Annotated in this window: 10 protein-coding genes; all 10 read right to left on the bottom strand. The window is 55.7% G+C overall.

The window, feature by feature from the left end:
* Positions 1-28: 28 nt before the first annotated feature.
* Positions 29-1,957 (bottom strand): alpha/beta hydrolase-fold protein, encoded by a 1,929-nt coding sequence (locus CHB83_RS12890; RefSeq protein WP_089332936.1) that lies wholly within the window; start codon positions 1,955-1,957, stop codon positions 29-31.
* Positions 1,958-2,035: 78 nt separating this feature from the next.
* Complete coding sequence (locus CHB83_RS12885; RefSeq protein WP_245855352.1) at positions 2,036-3,358, bottom strand: family 43 glycosylhydrolase; 1,323 nt, start codon at positions 3,356-3,358, stop codon at positions 2,036-2,038.
* Positions 3,359-3,393: 35 nt separating this feature from the next.
* On the bottom strand, positions 3,394-4,983 hold the full coding sequence (locus CHB83_RS12880; RefSeq protein WP_089332934.1) for a glycoside hydrolase family 43 protein: 1,590 nt from the start codon (positions 4,981-4,983) through the stop codon (positions 3,394-3,396).
* 25 nt (positions 4,984-5,008) lie between these two features.
* A complete protein-coding gene (locus CHB83_RS12875) occupies positions 5,009-6,316 on the bottom strand; it encodes a glycosyl hydrolase family 8 (protein ID WP_089332933.1) in 1,308 nt (435 codons plus the stop codon).
* A 90-nt stretch (positions 6,317-6,406) separates the two neighbouring features.
* Positions 6,407-8,335: a glycoside hydrolase family 97 protein gene (locus CHB83_RS12870; RefSeq protein WP_089332932.1), complete on the bottom strand. Its 1,929-nt coding sequence runs from the start codon at positions 8,333-8,335 to the stop codon at positions 6,407-6,409.
* Between the two features lie 36 nt (positions 8,336-8,371).
* Positions 8,372-10,060 carry a glycoside hydrolase family 43 protein gene (locus CHB83_RS12865; RefSeq protein ID WP_245855351.1) on the bottom strand — a complete coding sequence of 563 codons (1,689 nt, stop codon included), beginning with the start codon at positions 10,058-10,060 and terminating at the stop codon, positions 8,372-8,374.
* A gap of 537 nt (positions 10,061-10,597) precedes the next feature.
* Positions 10,598-12,499: a RagB/SusD family nutrient uptake outer membrane protein gene (locus tag CHB83_RS12860; RefSeq protein ID WP_245855364.1), complete on the bottom strand. Its 1,902-nt coding sequence runs from the start codon at positions 12,497-12,499 to the stop codon at positions 10,598-10,600.
* 59 nt (positions 12,500-12,558) lie between these two features.
* The gene (locus CHB83_RS12855; protein WP_089332929.1) at positions 12,559-15,663 is read right to left on the bottom strand and encodes a SusC/RagA family TonB-linked outer membrane protein; all 3,105 of its coding nucleotides are present in this window, start codon (positions 15,661-15,663) and stop codon (positions 12,559-12,561) included.
* Between the two features lie 51 nt (positions 15,664-15,714).
* Positions 15,715-16,527: an SDR family NAD(P)-dependent oxidoreductase gene (locus CHB83_RS12850; protein WP_045689786.1), complete on the bottom strand. Its 813-nt coding sequence runs from the start codon at positions 16,525-16,527 to the stop codon at positions 15,715-15,717.
* A gap of 26 nt (positions 16,528-16,553) precedes the next feature.
* Positions 16,554-18,662 (bottom strand): alpha-glucuronidase family glycosyl hydrolase, encoded by a 2,109-nt coding sequence (locus CHB83_RS12845; RefSeq protein ID WP_089332928.1) that lies wholly within the window; start codon positions 18,660-18,662, stop codon positions 16,554-16,556.
* Between the last annotated feature and the right edge of the window lie 24 nt (positions 18,663-18,686).

The following is an 18,686-nucleotide window of genomic DNA, read 5'->3' as shown; positions in this document are numbered from 1 at the left end:
TGTTGAGGCCGCGAGGCGGGCTGGCGGCCTAAAACAGCCCTTGGGCAAACAGGTACAGGTCGTGGCGCCACACGGGCCAGGTATGGCCGCCGGGATACTCGCTGTACACATACTTGATGCCCAGCTCATCCATTTTGGCCCGCATCACTTTATTGTTCGCGTAGGCAATATCGGCTGGCCCGCCCATCGAGAGCCACAGCTGCTTGAGGTTGGTATTGATGGTGCCGGCATTGGCTTTCATAAAAGCGTATTGTGGATCAGACAAGGCCGCATTATTGGCGAAAAAGCCCGAGCTGAACACGCCCAAGTGAGCAAACATATCCGTGTTCTTGATGCCGGTGTAGAGCGTTTGCAGGCCGCCCATCGATAGGCCTGCCAGCGCCCGGTTATTGGCCCCGGCCGCCACCCGATAGCTGCTTTCTACCACTGGCAGCACAGTTTGCTTTAACTCGTCTTCAAAACGCTTCAGGGTACCTTCGTTAAAACCCGCTAGGCCACCAGGGCCACCTATGTTGCCATCCAGCATCACCACAAGCATGGGTTTGGCCTTTTTCTCGGCAATCAGGTTATCCAAAATCAAGTCGGCTTTGCCTTGCTTAGCCCAACCAGTTTCGTCCTCGCCCCCGCCGTGCAGCAGGTAGAGCACCGGGTACTTGGTGGCCGTATCAGCATCGTAGCCCGCTGGCGTGTACACGTAAAACTGCCGCCAAGAATTAGTGACCTTTGAATAATATCGCTTCATCCGCACCTCGCCGTGGGGCACGTCTTTCAGGGCGTAAAAGCTGGTGCCACGACCCGGAATCTCGATGCCGCTGGCCATACGGCCCATGCCGTAGAAGGTGTCGCTGGCGGGGTCGGCCACGGGCAGCCCATCGAGCACCAGCGAATAATAGTGTAGGCCCCGGCTCAGCGTATCGGTGGTCACGGTCCAGGTGCCGCTGCTGTCCTTCACCATGTCGTACTTGCGGCCCAGGTCTAGTTGGGCCTGCTGCACACGGGGGGCTTTCAGGCGAAATACGGCGCGGTTATCAGGCAGAATCCGGGGGTACTTGGCGTTGCGCACGTTGGTGGCGGCAGGAGCGCCTAGCACCGTATAGGTAGGCAGCGCGGCTACATCTACGGGCTTAAACAAGAACTGCGAGAACATGTACAGCCCGTTTTTCCAGACTTTAAAGTCGTGCCCGCCAGCCTCTAGGTAGTACACGTGCGGCACCTTGTGCTCGTAGAGGTAGTCGTGGGTACGCTGACTGATGGGCAGCAGGCCATCCTGGTCGCCGCAGGAAATCCAGAGGAGCTTAAGCTGCTTTGCGGCTTTCGCAGGATCGGGCACCAGCTGCTCGGGCAGCTTGGTGTTGGGGGCCGACGAAAAGCCGCCTACCCAGGCGAATTTATCCAGGTTACCCAGCCCAAAATTCAGCGACTGCCCCCCTCCCATCGACAGGCCGGCTACGGCCCGGTTCTCGCGGTTCCTGAGAACTGGATAGGTCTTCTCGATATAAGGAATGAGGTCGGTCAGCAGGTCTTGTTCGAAGTTGGCAAACGCGGCTACCTTATCCGACTCGTAGATATTCCCAACGGGCCGATCATCTTTCATGGCCCGGCCGTTGGGCATCACCACCAGCATGGGCTTGAGCTTGCCCGCCGCGTACAAATTATTCAGAATCACCTGTGGTCGTCCTCCCTTGAGCCACTCCTTTTCGTCGCCCCCGATACCGTGCAGCAGGTAGAGCACCGGGTACTTCTTCCTCTTGGAATACCCTGGCGGTGTGTACACCAGTGCCTTGCGCACCGTCCCCACGGTTTTCGAGGTGTAGCTGATGCTGTCTATTCTGCCAGTGGCAATACCGGCGGTGGGCAGATCGAAGCCCTTAGGAGCTTCCATTGCCATTTTTTGGGCAACCGCGCTGCTCACACTCAGCACCACAACACTCAGGATAGCAGGGACTATGTTTCTCATACCGTGGAAAGAGGCCTAGCAGGCCAGGTAATGGGTGGGAAAATCAGACGGTTAGCAATCGAGCGGCTTCTTCACCTCCTAGTCAAACTTGACCCAGTCAATAGCCACGGGCGTGCTTGTTTTGGAGGAAACGACCAGCGCATGCGTGCCCGACTTGAAGGCTGATACAGGTGCTTTTACCTCCTGCCACTGGCTACCCTTTGGCACGGTTACCTGGGCTAGCATTGGACCCGTGGTCCCGTCGGTGCGCAGCTGCACCGTGGCACCCGCGGCGGCTTGCACCCGCAACGTCACGGTTTTAAGAGCCTGCTTGCCAAAAGCTACGCCATTGTACTGCACCCAGCCCTGGTTATCAGTAAACACGGTTTTCCAGCCTTGGAAAGTGTTGGCCGTGTCCAGAAAGGCAATGGAAGCACCGCGGCTGCTCAGGCGGCTGTAGCGGTCCAATTGGATTTTCTGGCGGGCGTCGGTGAGGCCTACACCACGCAGGGTGGGCACCACTTTGCGGATGGCCCCGTTGGGCTCGAAAAACAAGCTATCCAGCCGAACAGAACGGCTCTTGTCGAAGGCCGGCGACAAATCGTTGTGGTGGTAGAACAGGTACCACTGGTTGTTGAACGGCAGAATGGAGTGGTGATTGGTCCAGCAGCCAGTCGGCGACTCGTCCATGATGACGCCCTTCACCGTGAACGGGCCCAGCGGGCTGGTGCTGGTGGCGTATTCGAGGCGCTCGGTCTTATTCTCCACGTGCGGATACGTGAGGTAGTAGATGCCCTTGCGCTCAAACACAAACGGTCCTTCTTTCAAGCCTTTGGTGGGCAGCTCGCCCAGCGTGACGGGTTCCGAGGCCAGCTCCAGCATGTTGGGCTTGAGCTTGGCGGCGTAAATGTTGCCCTCCGACCAGTACAGGTAAGCCTGCCCATCCTTATCAATCAGCACGTTGGGGTCGATGCCACGCACCCCTTTGATGGGCTGCGGCTGCGGCACAAAGGGGCCAGTAGGCTTGTCGGCCACGGCCACTCCTACGGTAAAGCCCTTGTTAATGGTGGTATCCTTGGGGGTAGTCGGGAAGTAGAAGTAGTACTTGCCATTGCGGGCAATGCAGTCGGGAGCCCACATGCTGTAGCTGTCGGGCTTCACCCACGGCACTTTATTCTGAGTCACGATGACGCCGTGGTCGGTCCAGTCGGTAAGGTTAGCGGACGAAAACACGTGGTAGTCCTCCATCACAAACCAGCCGGCCCGCCCCCGGCCGGGCGCGGCCGGAATATCGTGCGAGGGGTATACGTATACCCGCCCGTTGAATACCCGGGCCGTGGGGTCGGCCGTGAACTGATTGGTAATAAACGGGTTTTGCGCTTTGGCCGTGCCTCCTAGCAGGAGTGCAAACGCGCTCAACATATAGGGCAGCTTACGATATAGCATTGGGCTAGAGTTTACTTGGTTCCGGCAGTGGTGTCCGCAATGCGGAAATAGTCGAAGTCGGCGTAGCCGCCGGCAGCTTTGGTGGCGTAGTTGAATAGCCCAAATCGGTAGCCCATAAAATGCGGCAACGTGTAGGCCATCTTGAGCGGTGCCCCAAGGGCTAGCCACGATTTTCCGTCAAGGCTATAGTAGAAAGTAGCCACGTCCTTGCGCTCCGTGAAGTCACATGCTGCTTTGAAGTACACGGTGTTCTGCGTGAGCGGCAGGCGTTGCAGCTCCACGGGTTTCTCCGTTTCGGCGCTAATCATGACAATGGATTTTGCGCCGTTCCGGTAGTCCACTCCTACCAAGCCGTACCGCTTTTGCAGCAAGGCTAGGCCAGCAAAATCGCCCTCTTTCAGGTGCGACACATCTAGGGCGGTAGTGCCCGTACAGGTTGGCCCGATGGTGCGCTGCGTTAGGGTGTTGCGGGCCAGCAGGAACGTGGTGTCTACGCGGCCAGTTTTCAGGCGCAGGTAGCCCGCGCGGTCAGTAAGCGACCAGAGAGAGTTTTCGGGATTGTGGTTCCACTGCCACACCAGCGGCAGGGCGGGCTCACCCTTACGCCGGTTAAACTCATCTGACGCCACTAAGCCCGGTATCAGGCCCTTGCTGGGTGGTAAGGGAAGTGTTTGGGGTACTTTGCCGGCGATGCCCAGCACGGGCCAGCCATCAGCCCACGTCACGGGCACCAGGTACGGAATGCGGCCTACGGCTCCAAAGTCACGGAACAGGTAGGAAAACCACCGGCCATCGGGCGTATCAATGAGGCCGCCCTGTGCCACGCCCAGGTCTTGCAGCGCTACCCGGCCTTCGTAGGGTCCAGTGAGCTTATCGGAGCGGTGCACCACCACGGTGCGCATGCCGTCCCTAGGCCACACAATGTTGAAGAGGTAGTACTTGCCGTTGATTTTAAACAACTGCGAGCCTTCGGCTTGTAGATTAATATTGGGTCCGGCTGGGGCGCTGGCGTTTTCAATCAGTACTTGCTCCGTGGCACCGGGCTTCACGCCGGAGGCGTCGGCCGTGAGCTCAAGTAGCCGCAGCTTACCAGCGCCATACACCAGGTACACGCGGCCATCGTCGTCAAAAAACAAGGAATGATCATGGTAGCTGGGCTTAAATGACGAGACTTTCCAGGGGCCTTTTTCGATATTCTTGGTCGAATACACGTAGGTTTTGCCGGTTGTCTGGGCGAAGGTCGAGACGTAGTAGGTGCCCTGGTGAAACCGTAAGCTGCTCGCCCACGAGCCCCGGCCGTAGGTGCTCTTGCCGTTGCGGAGCGCTAGCTCATCCTGGTTACCCAGCGTATCGGAGGCGTAGCTCACGAGGTGCCAGTTCACCAAGTCCGTAGACTTCATAATGGGCACGCCCGGACTCATGTGCATGGTGGTGCTGCTCATGTAGTAGGTCTTGCCCACCCGAATCATGGCCATATCTGGCACATCGGCGAAGATGACAGGGTTTTGCGCCTGCTGCACTTGCGCAGCGAGCGGCGAAACAGAAGCTGAGGCGAGGATTATTCCGAAGAATAAAGCACTTCGCTTTATGGAGTAAGGCATGGCAAAAACTACCGGTGCAAGTGGGTTAGTGGTGTGGCGCAGGCTTAATAGCCTGATAGTTGCCGCTTAAGTGCATCAAGCTGAATAAGTACAGCAGGCCATCATAGTAGGGGTCGAAGTAGCCGTCTTCGTAGGGTGCCAGCTTGGCGTTCCAAAGGGCGTGCACAAAGTCGAGCTTTTGTTTATCCTGACTTGCCAGGGAGGCCGCGGCTGAGGTGGCTACCAGGCCGAGCGAATGCCGGAGCTTCTTGACGTCGCCGGCTTGCAGAATGAAATCGGGCCGCGAGCCATCCACGTTGAACTGGTCTTCAAAGGTGGTGAGGCCTTTGCTGCGTAAAAAACCCTGAAAACGCTGGGCGTACTGCTCCTGCCAGGCTTTGTCCTTGCCAAACCACACGTAGTCCATGGCAATGTTCATGGGCACCCGCCAGGAGTCGTAGCGGAAGGCGGGCGGCGCCCACTCGGTTGCGTGAGGCTTCCCGCTGAACTCGGTATAGTCGTAGTTGAGGCCAGTTACGGGGTTACACGCGCGGTGCAGGAAAGCCCGCGACGTATCGGCGCAGGCCCGGTAAAACTGCTCGTGCCCATCCTTGGCATACGCAGCCCACACTTCCAGAAAGGCCGGCAGGTGGTATGAGGGGTCCGTCCAGTTATACATGTTCCCCACTGGCACAAAGGATATCTGCTTGTGCTGGGTGTTGATCAGGTTGTACACGTCGCCGGTGCCATCCTTTTTCCACATGGCATCCAGGATGTTGCGTGCCTCCTTATAGTAGTTGATACCCGTAGTGTTTCCCCAGCGGTTGGAGGCGAATAGCAGACTGGTAACGAAGTACAGCTCGCCATCGGAGGCCGGCCCCTCGGAGTTGCGCTTCATGGTAGTCGGGTTGATGCTCCAGGCGAAATAGCCCTTCAAGGGGCCTTCCTGATGCTGCAGGTATTTCTTCGACCAGCGCCAGATGCGGTCAAATACCTCCTTCTTGTTTAGCTGCACCGCTACCATCAACCCATACGAAACCCCTTCGGTCCGGACGTCGTGATTCTTTAAATCCGACACGTAGGCCATGGAGTCACCCACTTCAAAGTACACCCGACTAGGTCCCTCGAAAACGTCATGGTAGGCCTGCGTTACCTTCTTGTCGATGTCGGCCTGGCTGTAGCCCGCTTCCCGCAGCAGGTTGGGGTATTGCCCGGTGTAAAACGCTCCTTTCCGGGTTAGCTTGGCCTGCTTAGGGAGGCGCTGAGCCGTGCTGCTACCTAGGCCTATATACAGCACGCACAGCAGCAGACAGATACCTTTACTACGTTGCAGAAATTTGAGATGTAGGTTCATCGACTAACCCTCTAAATGTGGCTGTGTGTGCTATTCCATGAGTGGCCTACTGGCGGCAAGAGGCTAAGTGAGCAAGCCACCGATATAGGCCTAGGGCTGGACTACAAAGCCGCCCCGCGCCGGCAGCGTCACGCTGATGGTGGAGCCAGCCACAGCCTGCGTGCTGAAGCTGCGGTTGGTAGCGCCATCAGTTATGAGGGTGCCCTTTTGCAGGCCTAGCTGGCTGAGGTCGAGCTGAATAGTTTTGGGGGCGTCGGTGCCGTTGATGCCGGCCACATACCACGCGCCGCCGGGTGCTTGGCGGGCCAGCACGGCGTACTGACCGGGGTAGCCATCCATAAATTTTACATCTGCCCACCGGGGTGGCAGCTTTTGCACAAACTCCCGCACATAGGCCGGCTGCGCGGCCATGCCCTCGGGCACCTCCGCGTAGTGCTGAATGCCCGACTGAAACAGTACCGATAGGGCCAGTTCAAACGCATTGGAGGTGCGACGCTCTTTGCCCCTGATTTCGGAAAACGCCATAGGGGTAAAGTCCATTGGTCCTACCGCGTTGCGGGTAAAGGGCAGCACGGCGCAATGGGTGGGCTCCTGGTCGGTATTGGCCTGGTCGAAAGTCAGGAACTCGAAGCCGCGCACGGCTTCCATCGTCATCAGGTTGGGGTATGTGCGGTTCCAGCCCCTGGGAATGGTGGTACCGTGGAAGTTAACCAGCAGACCAGCTTGGGCGGCATCGGTGAGCAGGTCCTGGTAGTAGTTCATAAAAGACTGCCCATCCCCACCGAAAAAGTCGATTTTCACCCCCGCAACCCCCATCTGCTTAATGCGGGCAAATTCCTTACGACGGCTTTCGGCCTCGAATAGCACATTGGTAGGCGTTTGCGGAGCCTCGTTCCAGTGGCCATTGGAGTTATACCATACCAACAGGCCTACGTTTTTGCTGCGGGCATACTGGGCTAGCTCCTGCGTTTTATCGTAGCCTATTTGCTTGTCCCAGAGGGCATCCACCAGGCAGTACCCCCAGCCCATGCTAGCAGAATAGTCGATGAAGCGGCGCTGCACGTCGTAGGTAGTCTTATCGTCGCCGAGCAACACCCACGACCACGACGACTTACCGGGTGCAGCAGGCAAGGCAGCCGATTGCGCAGCCGGACTTACGTCGGTGGTCAGCGTCGATTCCACGATTGGCCGCAAGGAGTTGCCCACTACCAGCACCCGCCAGGGCGTGCGCCACGGCAGACGGCTTTCGGGCAGCAGCGCGGCCTCGGGCGTGGTGCGCTCCGGGGCCTGCGGAAAGGCGATGCTGTATTCGGCATCGGGCGCAGAGTGGCCTAGGTGAGTGCCGCTATAGGTACGCCCCATGCCGGCCTCCGTAAGCAGTACCCAGTGCCCGCCCATCTCAAACAGCGCCGGAAACGACCACCCCTGCCCCAGTGTAGATGGCATGCTGGCCGCAATACCACGCTGGTAGTACTCCTCGTACGAGGGCTGCGTATTGGCAAAACCAGTCTGGGCTTTGGCATGCGGGTGCAGCCAGCCTTTCGCGCTGGTCGGCAAGTGAAACGTGGTGGCCTCAGATGTAATGTGCTGCACTTCCTGGCTTTTGCCTTCCACTAAATACTGAAACGCTACCCCATCGTCAGACACCTGAAACACCACGCTCAACTGCGGCCCGCTGGCTTGGCTCTGGAAGTGCACCACGCGCCGGTTGGCTCGGTAGTGGCAGTTGGCCCGCTTGTCGGTGGCAAGTTGGTAGTCGTCGGCTACGGCCGTTTGCTTGTCGGCTTTCGTCAGCTTAAGGCCCTGTGTAAGGTCGGCGCTGGCGAGTTGCAGCCCCAGGCGCGAGGGGCGCAGTAACTCGGCCTGCCGGTAGCGCACGGCGTAGGTTGGCTGCCCCTGGGGGCTTACATCTACGGTCACCTGCACAGCCCCATTAGGACTAGTAATGCGGATAGGCTTGGCGGCCTGAGCAGCGCCGAGTGGTAGCACGAGCAGGCAAATGAGTGAGTAGTAGCGCATAGAAGGAGGATGGAAGCGGAGCTAGCGGGCCGGGTATTATTTCTTGTACATCGAGTCGTGGCCCTCGTACTTCAGCCACTTAAAGGAGGCGGTGTTGGTAGTAGGCTGTCCGGCCGATGTGCCGTACATGCCGTACAAGCAGCCGATAAAGCCTCCTGCTACCTGCGTGCTCAGAAACCGCGCGTCTACCTTGTCTTTCAGCAATGTATAGGTCTTGCCATCCTCCGAAAAGCGGAAGCTGTACGTGTCGCCATCAGCATTGATGCGTAGCTGCACCTTGCCGGCCGCCGCCTTTAGGGGTGCTTTCGCCAGCAACTCGGGGTTCTTGGCATCGGTCGTGCTTCTGAACAGCTGAACGACGGGCTTGCCATTCTCTACTGATTTGCAGAGATAGTAGAAGTGCTTCTCATCTTGAAAAGCTACTAGGCCAGCCGTTTCATTCGAGGCCTTTGCCGCAAAGGTCAGCTCGGTTTCGACGCTGCCAACCATGTGTTGCTGCCGCTTGCCGATGAAGGCTGGGTTGCCGAGCTCCGCGCACGTTTCAGGCTTCAGCTTCAGGGTGAGGCCCTTCGCCTTACTTAGGGAGAAATTGGTGCTATCTACGGTGCGCAGGAACAGTAGCGCCGGGTCCAGCTGCTTCTCGAAGGTGAGCGTGTAGCCAAAGTTACCGCTCTGGGGCAGGGCGCTAGGCTGCTTCACCTCGGGGAAGTTGGCTTTGTAGCTGTATTGCACGCCATTGGGCCCAGGGTCCATGACGGGCCACTCGTCTTTCCATACCACGGGCACAATAAAGGTTTCGCGCCCCGTATTATAGAAATTCCCCTCGTAGGGCCGAACAGCCAGGAAAATGGCGTAGGTCTTGCCATCTGGCCCTTCCACAAACTGCGCATGCCCTGCCGAGGTAATGGGGTCTTTGCGGTCTTTGGGCAACTCGCGCTGCGAGAGGATGGGGTTTTTCTCGTAAGGCACAAACGGACCTAACGGCGCCTTGCTACGGAATACTACCTCCGTGTGGTTGACCGAGGTGCCGCCTTCCGCTGCATAGAGGTAGTACCAGTCATTGCGCTTCATCAGGTGCGGACCCTCAATCCAGACGGGCTTTTTGCTCAGGTCTACCCCACCATTCACCACAATTTTAGCCTCACCCACGGTTTGCAGCGTTTTCGGGTTCAGCTCGATAATCTTGATGGAGCGGTGTCCATCATACAGCGGCTTGTTGTCGGGCGGGTCGCTGTTATAGATAACGTAGGCCTTGTCGCCCTCAAAATACAGTGAGGGGTCGATTCCTTTCACCTCAGGCAAGAAAGTTGGGTTACTCCATGGCCCAGCAGGGTTCTTGGCGGTGACTACAAAGTTGCCTTTGTGGTCAATGAGTGTGCAGGTGACGTAGTAGGTACCGTTATGGTACTCAATGGCCGGCGCGAATAGCCCGCGGGTCATTCGGTCGCCCATAAAGGTCATTTGCGAGGGTCGGTCAATCACGTTTCCTACCTGTTTCCAGTTTTTGAGGTCTCTACTATGCATGACCGGGATACCTGGAAAGTAAGAGAAGGTGGAGTTCACCAAATAGTAATCTTTGCCCACCTTGGTGATACTCGGGTCTGGATAAAAACCCGTCAGAATGGGGTTGACTAACTCAATCGATTGTGCAAATAGACTTGAGCTTTGCAGGAGTAAAGCAGTAGTAATGCTACCCAGCAAGGCTTTCATGTTGGTTTGTCTCATATACTCTGGTGAGAATTAACGGTGTTTAGTCTGGTGTCTAGGCCACTCTGGCCGTAATGGAGCAACAGCTAAGTTTCTGTGAGGTAGACCAACAATGACCAGCGCTTACCCACTAGTGTAAACATATTGCCGACAGTACACCTTGGCCGAACGAATTCGGGTTCGGTTGTACTGCCGGCAATACATTATTCTAGCGTACTAGCTACTAATCAGCCAATTGTGGGACATCCAGGATTCTGCGTGGGTTTCCCCGTGTGGTCAATTTCCTGGCGTGGAATGGAGCGCAACATGTGGAAGGGCTGAATATTAAGGGCAGCGTTACAGCCTTATTTATTCGTTACACCGGGGGGATACGTGAAGGCCCAGAGCCAATCAATGGTGGCGCATACCTCCTCACGCACTCCATTCGCTTGCTGGTACGTACCAACGCGGCATTTTGCCTTGTTTCCACGCAAAGAATGCATTCTCGAAGGAATGGAGTAAACAGATTGGCTGCTCGTATTGCGCAACCAATCTGTTTCTCTTTCCATCAGAATATTAGTACCCTGGGTTTTGGTAAGTAGCTTTTACGTCTGCGGACACATCCATACGGTCAAGCTGAACCTGCGGAATAGGACGCAGGTAGTGATATGGTTGAATGGTACGCGTAACGGTTACAGGTGTATGATCTCCGTAGTTGCTTCCCCCAATACGGTAGGAAGAGGCTAGCTCATTCCATTTTTGGGTACGCACCAGATCATACCAGCGGTAACCTTCCCCATAGTACTCGCGCGAACGTTCTGCCAAAATATAGTTGATGTCTATAGTAGTCGGCGTGGCGGCAACCATAACCGCGCTGTTATCCTGCATCTTGGCTACGTTGCCGTTGTTATCAAAACGCCACTTACCGGCCCGAGCACGAATCACGTTAATCAATTCTCTGGCACCTTGACCAGCCTTGGGAGTTGCTCCTTTTACAGCTGCTTCTGCCGCTACAAAGTATAGTTCAGAGAATTTGGCAATGTTGAACGGGCGAGTACTGCCAGCATTAGGTTGCCCTAATCCGGTACCGTTGTCAGTACGGTAAGGGCCAAGCTTCCAGAGACCTGGGTAAACAATTCTGCTTATACCACGCGGCGAAACCACATAATCTGCTCTACCAGGTAGCACTCCTGCTCCTATATTGCTCGCACCTGCTCCGGTAGGATAAGTTATAGCAGTAGTAGGTTCTGCATTCAGGAAAGTCAGGATTGGATCCCCCGGGTTTACTGGCAAATTATTGGCATTGTATAAGGTTTGCGCAGCTACTCCTCCTTTCGGCCAGTTCCCACGGTAAACCGTGGTAAAAGTACCGTCGTACCGAGAATCGTTTGTTTTATCGGCAAAGGTGTTCTCAACGGCGTTGATGGTAGGAGCCATGCGATTCCAGGGGCGACCTAATGCCTGAACTGCTTCCCGCTGAACAGAAGATACTGGAGTAGTGCCATTAGCATTCGTGGCGCTTCTGATGTTGGTATAGTTCCAAGTCATCATCCAGCCAGCAAAGTTGTCAGGGGCACCGCCACTACCGAAGGTGAGGCTACTTCCATTGTATAACTCGCTGGATTCGGTATGGTCAGCAAACAGCATCATTTCTGCATTGCGGTCATTTGTTGCCACGTGTACGTCATAGTACGTGCCCTGCAAACGGAATGGGCCTGGGTTCTCAATGCCGGCTATTGCTATATCATACGCCTGCTGATAATAATACTGGGCGTTACGACCAGCAGGATCTACTCTCTGAGCCGCTGGATAGGTTGGAATATTGTTAGGGTTTTCAAGCCACCAAGCGTAGGTCAGGTAGGCTTTTGCCAGATAAAGACGGGCCAGGGTTTTAGTTACGCCTCCTATAACCCGTGGAGTCGCCGGCAAATCAGTAATAGCCTGCAACAAATCAGGGAAAACTGCTTTTGTATAAACCTCAGGTACCGTATTGCGGACGGAGGTTCTAATAGCATTGGTGTTGAACTCCAGTTCTCCCGCACCCAAATCTAGAGGTACCCCGCCAAACGTTTGTACCAGCATGAAGTAATCGAAGGCGCGGAAAAATCTCGCCTCTGCAACCAGGGCTGGAGAAATGGATCCTACCGCGGCGGCATTCTTAATCACGCCACTGGCCGTGTTGATGTTAGGAAAAGCAGCCGTCCACAACCTATCTGCCCGGCTGTTGTTGGCGTTAAGCACCGCTCTCCCTGAGAAATCCATGGCTAGGAAGTTCTCATCGGCATCTCTACCATAGGTTACTTCATCGGTTCCCGTGAGGGTAGTGTTATAGAAGTAAGCGTCACCGTAAATGTAGCGCAAGTGGGCATACATGGAGGTCAATCCCCCATTAACACCTCTTTCTGTCTGAAAGAAGCCAGGCGTATAAATACTCCTAGGATCCTCGTCTAAGATATCAGAGCACCCAACTGTGGACATAGAGAGTATGGCCGCCCCAATAAAAAACTTTATGTTAAAGGTTCTCATTTGTCTCTTTCTTAAAAGGTAAGGTTCAGGCCTAACAAGTAGGTCCGGGTTGCAGGTGCGTTGGTACCTATTGTCAGCAGACGGCTCGGCGTGCCCGCAGTTACGGCCACATTTTGGTCGGCGTAAGAGTTAGTCTCAGGGTCCATGCCAGATTCTTTCTTATAAGGAGAGAATATCACAAATGGGTTCTGAGCCGTCGCATAAAGCCGTAGTCTGCTAACTCCAGCTTTTTTCAACCACGCGTTGTTATCAAAGTTATAGCCCAGCGAAATGGTGCGCACCTTCAGGTAAGAAGCATCAAAATAACCCAGCGTACTGCCATATTTTGGATTGTCGCCGCTCGCAAGGCCACCTGGCTTAGGGTATTTGGCGTCCGTGTTCTCCGGAGTCCAGTAATCCACTTTTACGTTGCCACGGCGACCGTTCATCAGATTGAGGTAGCCAGATGAACCATATAGGGTACTAATAAGGATACCGCCGCTTTGGAAGGCTCCTACCGTACTAAAATCAAATCCCTTATACGCAACTCGAGTGTTGAAACCTCCTTGGAAGTTCGGGTTTACATCCAAAATTTGACGGTCTTGCGGGCCAATCGCTCTGGTAGGGGTACCATCGGAGTTGTAGTCACCGGTGTATTTCACCTTGATCATACCTACGTTTCCGCCTGGCTCAAGAATGTTTCGGTACTGGTCTCCTTCTTGCCACAATCCTATTTTTTCGTAATCAAATATTACGTTGATAGGTTTGCCAACAAACCACCAGTTTCCTTCGTCTCTTTGCTGTTCGCCGGCAAGCGCCGTAATCTTGTTACGGTTAGCATACATGTTAAAGCCCGCCTCCCAGGTCCAGCCATTGAGGTTGTCTAAGATCACACCGTTCAAAGACAGCTCCACCCCTTTGTTTTGGGTAGATCCAATATTGGCAGTATAACTATCCACGCCAGAAGTTGGAGGCAATGGCAAAGGGAGCAGAATATCCTCGGTGTTTGTAACGTAGTACTCAACGGTACCCGAAAGACGGTTGTTCAGCGTAGCGAAATCCAATCCATAGTTCCAGGTCTTTGAGTATTCCCAACCTAGGGTAGCGTTCGGCAGTTGGTTTACGAATAGCCCCGTCTGGTAATTGGTTGGCCCAAAATTGTATGGTCTGGTAGCTAAACGGCCCAGAGTGGCATACGGGTTAATGGATTGGTTCGACGTTACACCATAACCAGCTCGCAGTTTCAGCATGTTTATGGCAGAAATATCCTGCATAAACGATTCTCTGGCTATGTTCCAGCCTACCGACACAGCAGGATAGGTATTCCACTTGTAGCCTGGAGCAAGTCTAGAGGAGCCATCCGAACGGACCGTAGCCGATAGCAAATACCGGTCATCATAGGAGTACATCACGCGTCCCATGTAGGACATCAGACCACTTTTGGAGTATATCTGGTCACCGGGGGGTACTGTGATTTCGCCGGCGGCCAGTCCCAGATTGTAATATTGGAAGGCGTCGGACGGAATATCCCTGGCCGCAATTCGCGACTGGTTGAACGTGTTATCTGAGGCAGAATATAAGGCTATGACATTTACATTATGCTTTTGGGCAAAGGTGCGGTCATAGGATACAATGTTTTCAATAGTCCAGTCTCTAGTAACCTGGTTACTAACGGATGCCGTGGAAGGTGTAGTAGGGTTAACAGCGGTTATTCCCTGTCCGGTGTAAGAACCACCCTGGCTCTGCCGGTAGTTTACCCCTAGGTTGACCCGATACTTCAACCCCTCTACGCCAGGAATTTTAGCTTCCCCGAATATGGTGTTGTAGGTGGCAAAAGCTCTGGTTTCACTTAACCATCTATCGCTCAGCTCTTCTACTATATCTCTTGTATACACCCACTGCTCATCCAAGGGCATTCTGATGGTTCTTTTTAAGCTACCATCAGCATTGTACGGATTGGCAATTGGCGATGAATTCAGGATACCATATATACCTACATTCGAGCCTTCTGATAGGTTGTAGGTGTTATTTGTGGTGAAACCTAACCGGATATACTTACCAACTCCTTGGTCAAGCGTTCCACGAACAGAATAGCGGGTATACTGCTGAGTAGGAATTACACCTTCTTCCTGATAATAGCCCGCATTGAAATTATAACGCCCGTTTTCAGTACCACCAGAAACACCTAAGTTATGGTTTGATTGAATGCCAGTTTTGTATAGCAAATCCTGCCAATCAGTATTTACATCATCGGCTTCATCCAGGGCGTTCGTATACAGGCCCGCTGCTTTGCGAAGCGCAACAAACTCAGGCCCATTCATCATAGGGTATTTGGCGAAGAGGGTCTTAGCGCCAACAAACCCATCGTATGTTATTTGCGGTTTTTGACCTGTTTTGCCCCCTTTGGTAGTTATCAGGACAACTCCATTTGCCCCACGTGACCCGTAAATAGCCGTGGCCGACGCGTCTTTCAAGATATCTACACTCTGAATATCGTTGGGGTTGATGTCACCAATTGAACCAGGGAAAGGAATACCATCCAATACAATCAATGGATCATTACTGGCACCAAGTGAGCGAGTACCGCGTATCCGAATTTGCGTGCTCGCACCAGGCTGGGAGGAAGATTGCGAAAACTGCACACCTGGCAAACGGCCTTGTAAGGCCTGTGAGATGTTGGCAGATGGCACTTCGCGCAACGACTCTCCACTGATAGAAGCAACTGAACCAGTTACCGCTTCTGCTCTCTGCACGCCGTAGCCTACTACTACTACTTCATCCAGGGCCTTGGCGTCGGTGGAAAGGGTTACGTTAAACGTTGTGCCGGAGCCGATGGGCTGCTCTACCGACACGTAGCCAATAGCCGAGAACACCAGGGTAGTGCCGTTAGCTGGGGCCTGCACCGAGAAAGAGCCATCCGCACCCGTAGAAGCTCCAGCGGAAGTGCCTTTCACCACCACCGTTACGCCCGGAATACCTTCGCCGGTGGCCTGCTCGGTCACGCGGCCTGTTACGGTGCGAGTTGATTGGGCTTGCGCCTGCATCGGGGCAAGCAGGGTACCGGCCAGGGGCAAACCGGTAGCAAGGAGTAGCGGCCAACCCAGCCCAAGAGCCGATTTTCGTATAGTTGCGTGCATGGAGTGTGGGAATTTTAAAATGTGGGATGTTGCAGGTAGCCCGCGAGGGCGCTAAAAGCCGATAGAATTGCCACCATCCACGGGCAGCGAAGCCCCGGTGATGTAGCGTGCTGCCTCGGAGGCGAGGAACACAGCCGCGTGGCCGATGTCAGACGGCTGGCCGAACTTGCCCATGGGCGTGCGGCGCATGGCCCGGTCACGGCGGTCGGGGTCGGAGTTCATGGCCGTGCGGCTCATGTCGGTTTCAATGAAGCCCGGTGCAATGGCGTTTACCCGCACATTGTTCTTGGAGAACTCCGAGGCTAGCACTTTCACCATGCCCTCCACTGCCGACTTAGAAGCGGCGTAGGCTACTACCCGGTCGATGCCGTAGTAGGCCGCCATGGATGAAATCATCAGAATTACGCCGCTCTTGCGCTCCATCATGCGGCTGGCGCAGGTGCGGGTGAGGGCAAACACGGCGTTGAGGTTGGTGTGAATGATGCGGCTGAATTCCTCATCCGTGACCTCCAATGCGGGCTTCTTCATGTTGATGCCGGCGTTGTTCACCAAGATGTCCAGCGGGCCGTGGGTAGCCTCAATCTGAGCAACCAAGTCCTCCAAAGTGTCTAATTCGCACACGTCGTTGGTGAGGTAATGCACCGATTCGCCCAACTCCGTGGCCGCTTCCTGCAGCACCGATTCGCGACGACCGGTGATGATGACGGTAGCGCCAGCCGTAGCCATGCAGCGGGCTATTTCCAGGCCAATACCAGTGCCACCGCCCGTCACGAGGGCTATTTTCCCTTCCAAGGAAAATGGATTGGGCTGGTGCTGCCCGTTGGCTTGGGCATGCGGGGATACGAAAGGCTCCAGATGTGCCATGTGAGAAAGGGGTAACAGAGGAAGTATTAGCGCAATTGGTAGATATCGACCAGCTGCTTGATTTCGGCCAGGGGGCGGGTAGGTGGCATGAGCGTAGGCGGAATCGGCCGCCGCGCATACGTCTGGAAGTAGAGCACGCAGGCATCGCGCCACCACAGAGCCTCGCGGTGCTGAATGCGCAGGCGGGCGGCTACATCGGCGTGTAGTTCGGCATCCACGGCGGGGCGGGCTTGCTCCCACTGCCGCTGCATCCACAGTACTGAATCGGCGCCCGTGTAGTAGCGGGTGCACAGCTCATCCCAGAGGGTGCGGCCGGTGCTCAGACGCTGCCCCCACCCTACATGGTGAAACCAGAGCAGGTAGTCGAGCGGGCAGGTAGCGGGGTTGCTCCACTGCTGGCGCACTCCAGGAGAGTACAAGGATAAAGCGTTGGAGCCGCGGGCTGTGCGCTCAAAACCCAATCCCACAGAGTCGGCTTTGTGGTAGTACACCGAAGTCCAGTCGGGGCGGGCGCTTTGGGAAAGCCACGGCTCCGGACCGTAGTGCAGGGTCTGACCCATGATATGGTGGAGGCCCATGGGTGTAGTGTAGCGCACGTAGATGTCGCGCGACTGATTTAGCACGGGCAGGATGCTAGCCAACGCAGCCGGCTCCCGCGTCAAAGTCATTTTCGTCCATTCTTCGGCAACAGCCTCCGGGCTAAGCGTGTGGTCCCAGGCCAAGCGCCCGAAGGCGTACCAGTTGGTTTGCCCTACCGGGTGCCCGGTCCAGTTGCGGTCGGAGCCAATGTTAGCTACGCCCGCAATGCCACTGATTGCGTGCTTTTCCAGGGTACCATCGACCACCTTGGCGACGGTAGAGCCAGGCCCTTGGGCGTACGTATCGGCCATCAGGCACTCTTTCACGAGCGGCCCCAGGTATACCAGGTGGGTAGCAAAGCCCAAGTATTCTTGCGTCAGCTGCACTTCCAGCACGAGTGGCGTGCGAGGCATAGCGCCGAACAGCGGGTGAAAAGGCTCCCGGGCTTGAAAGTCGATGGGACCGTTTTTCACTTGTACTAGTACTTTGGAAGCAAACTGGCCATCGAGGGGCTGAAACTCCTGGTAGGCTTCCTTGAACCGGTCGCCCTTGGAGTTGGCCTTATACACGAAGGCCCTCCACATCACAATACCATCGTGGTTGCCTAAAGCAGCCGCCAGCATATTAGCCCCATCGGCGTGGTTGCGGCCGTAGTCCTGGGGGCCAGGCTCGCCTTCAGAGTTGGCCTTCACTAGAAAGCCGCCGAAGTCGGGAATAGTCCGGTAGATTTCATCGGTGCGGGCGGCCCACCACTGCTTCACCTTGGGGTCGAGTGGGTCAGAGGTAGGCAACCCACCAATAACTTTGGGAGCAGCCCACAGCACGGACAGGTACACCCGGATGCCGTAGGGGCGCATTACACCGGCCAGGGCAGCTACTTTCTGCAAGTACTCGGGGGTGAGGTAGCGGGCACTGGCATTCACGTTGTTCAACACTACCCCGTTAATCCCGATGGAGGCATTGGCCCGGGCGTAGTCTTGGTAGCGCGGGTCTATTCGCTCGGGTAGTTCGTGCCACTTCCAGATAGAGGAGCCCGCATAACCGCGCTCCACAGTGCCGTTGGGGTTGTCCCAGTGGTTGAGTAAGCGGTACTGAATCCGGGGCTGGCTACTTAGGTTGAACTGGTTGGGCTGTTGCCCAGTTTGTACCTGCCGTAGGAGAGCAAAGCACCCGTACAGCACAGCCGCGTCGGTGGGGCCAGTGATTTCCAACCCGCTGGCTTGGCTAGTGATGCGGTAGCCTTCCTTACCCAAGCTAGGGTCGGGAGCTACGCGCAGCCGAATGAGGCCCTTGCTGCCCGATGCCGTCCCTACCGGCACCGGGCGCCCTAGCAGCCCTTGCAGCCCGAGTTGCAGCTCGCGGGCGGCAGTTTGCAGGGTGGGAGTTGAAGCAGATGCCAGCGTAATCCCGCGTGCTTGCGCCTGCCAGGCCTTGCGCAGGCTGGCTTCGGGCAGCTCATCATATTTCAGCCACAAGCGGTAGCCATCATCGGCGCGCCCAGGCAGATAAATGCCGAGGCTGAGGAACGCAAGCAGCAGGAAAAAACGGGGTAGCATGGGTGGGATGGACAGCGAAAGAGA

This window comes from Hymenobacter mucosus, from assembly GCF_900188255.1.
In the GTDB taxonomy this organism is placed as follows: domain Bacteria; phylum Bacteroidota; class Bacteroidia; order Cytophagales; family Hymenobacteraceae; genus Hymenobacter; species Hymenobacter mucosus.
This window is presented reverse-complemented; position numbering and strand designations above follow the sequence as displayed.

Bases quoted from the DNA above. Each gene is read 5' to 3' on its own strand.
- CHB83_RS12890 (WP_089332936.1), bottom strand. From the start codon at position 1,957: ATGAGAAACATAGTCCCTGCTATCCTGAGTGTTGTGGTGCTGAGTGTG.
- CHB83_RS12885 (WP_245855352.1), bottom strand. From the start codon at position 3,358: ATGTTGAGCGCGTTTGCACTCCTGCTAGGAGGCACGGCCAAAGCGCAA.
- CHB83_RS12880 (WP_089332934.1), bottom strand. From the start codon at position 4,983: ATGCCTTACTCCATAAAGCGAAGTGCTTTATTCTTCGGAATAATCCTC.
- CHB83_RS12875 (WP_089332933.1), bottom strand. From the start codon at position 6,316: ATGAACCTACATCTCAAATTTCTGCAACGTAGTAAAGGTATCTGTCTG.
- CHB83_RS12870 (WP_089332932.1), bottom strand. From the start codon at position 8,335: ATGCGCTACTACTCACTCATTTGCCTGCTCGTGCTACCACTCGGCGCT.
- CHB83_RS12865 (WP_245855351.1), bottom strand. From the start codon at position 10,060: ATGAGACAAACCAACATGAAAGCCTTGCTGGGTAGCATTACTACTGCT.
- CHB83_RS12860 (WP_245855364.1), bottom strand. From the start codon at position 12,499: ATGTCCACAGTTGGGTGCTCTGATATCTTAGACGAGGATCCTAGGAGT.
- CHB83_RS12855 (WP_089332929.1), bottom strand. From the start codon at position 15,663: ATGCACGCAACTATACGAAAATCGGCTCTTGGGCTGGGTTGGCCGCTA.
- CHB83_RS12850 (WP_045689786.1), bottom strand. From the start codon at position 16,527: ATGGCACATCTGGAGCCTTTCGTATCCCCGCATGCCCAAGCCAACGGG.
- CHB83_RS12845 (WP_089332928.1), bottom strand. From the start codon at position 18,662: ATGCTACCCCGTTTTTTCCTGCTGCTTGCGTTCCTCAGCCTCGGCATT.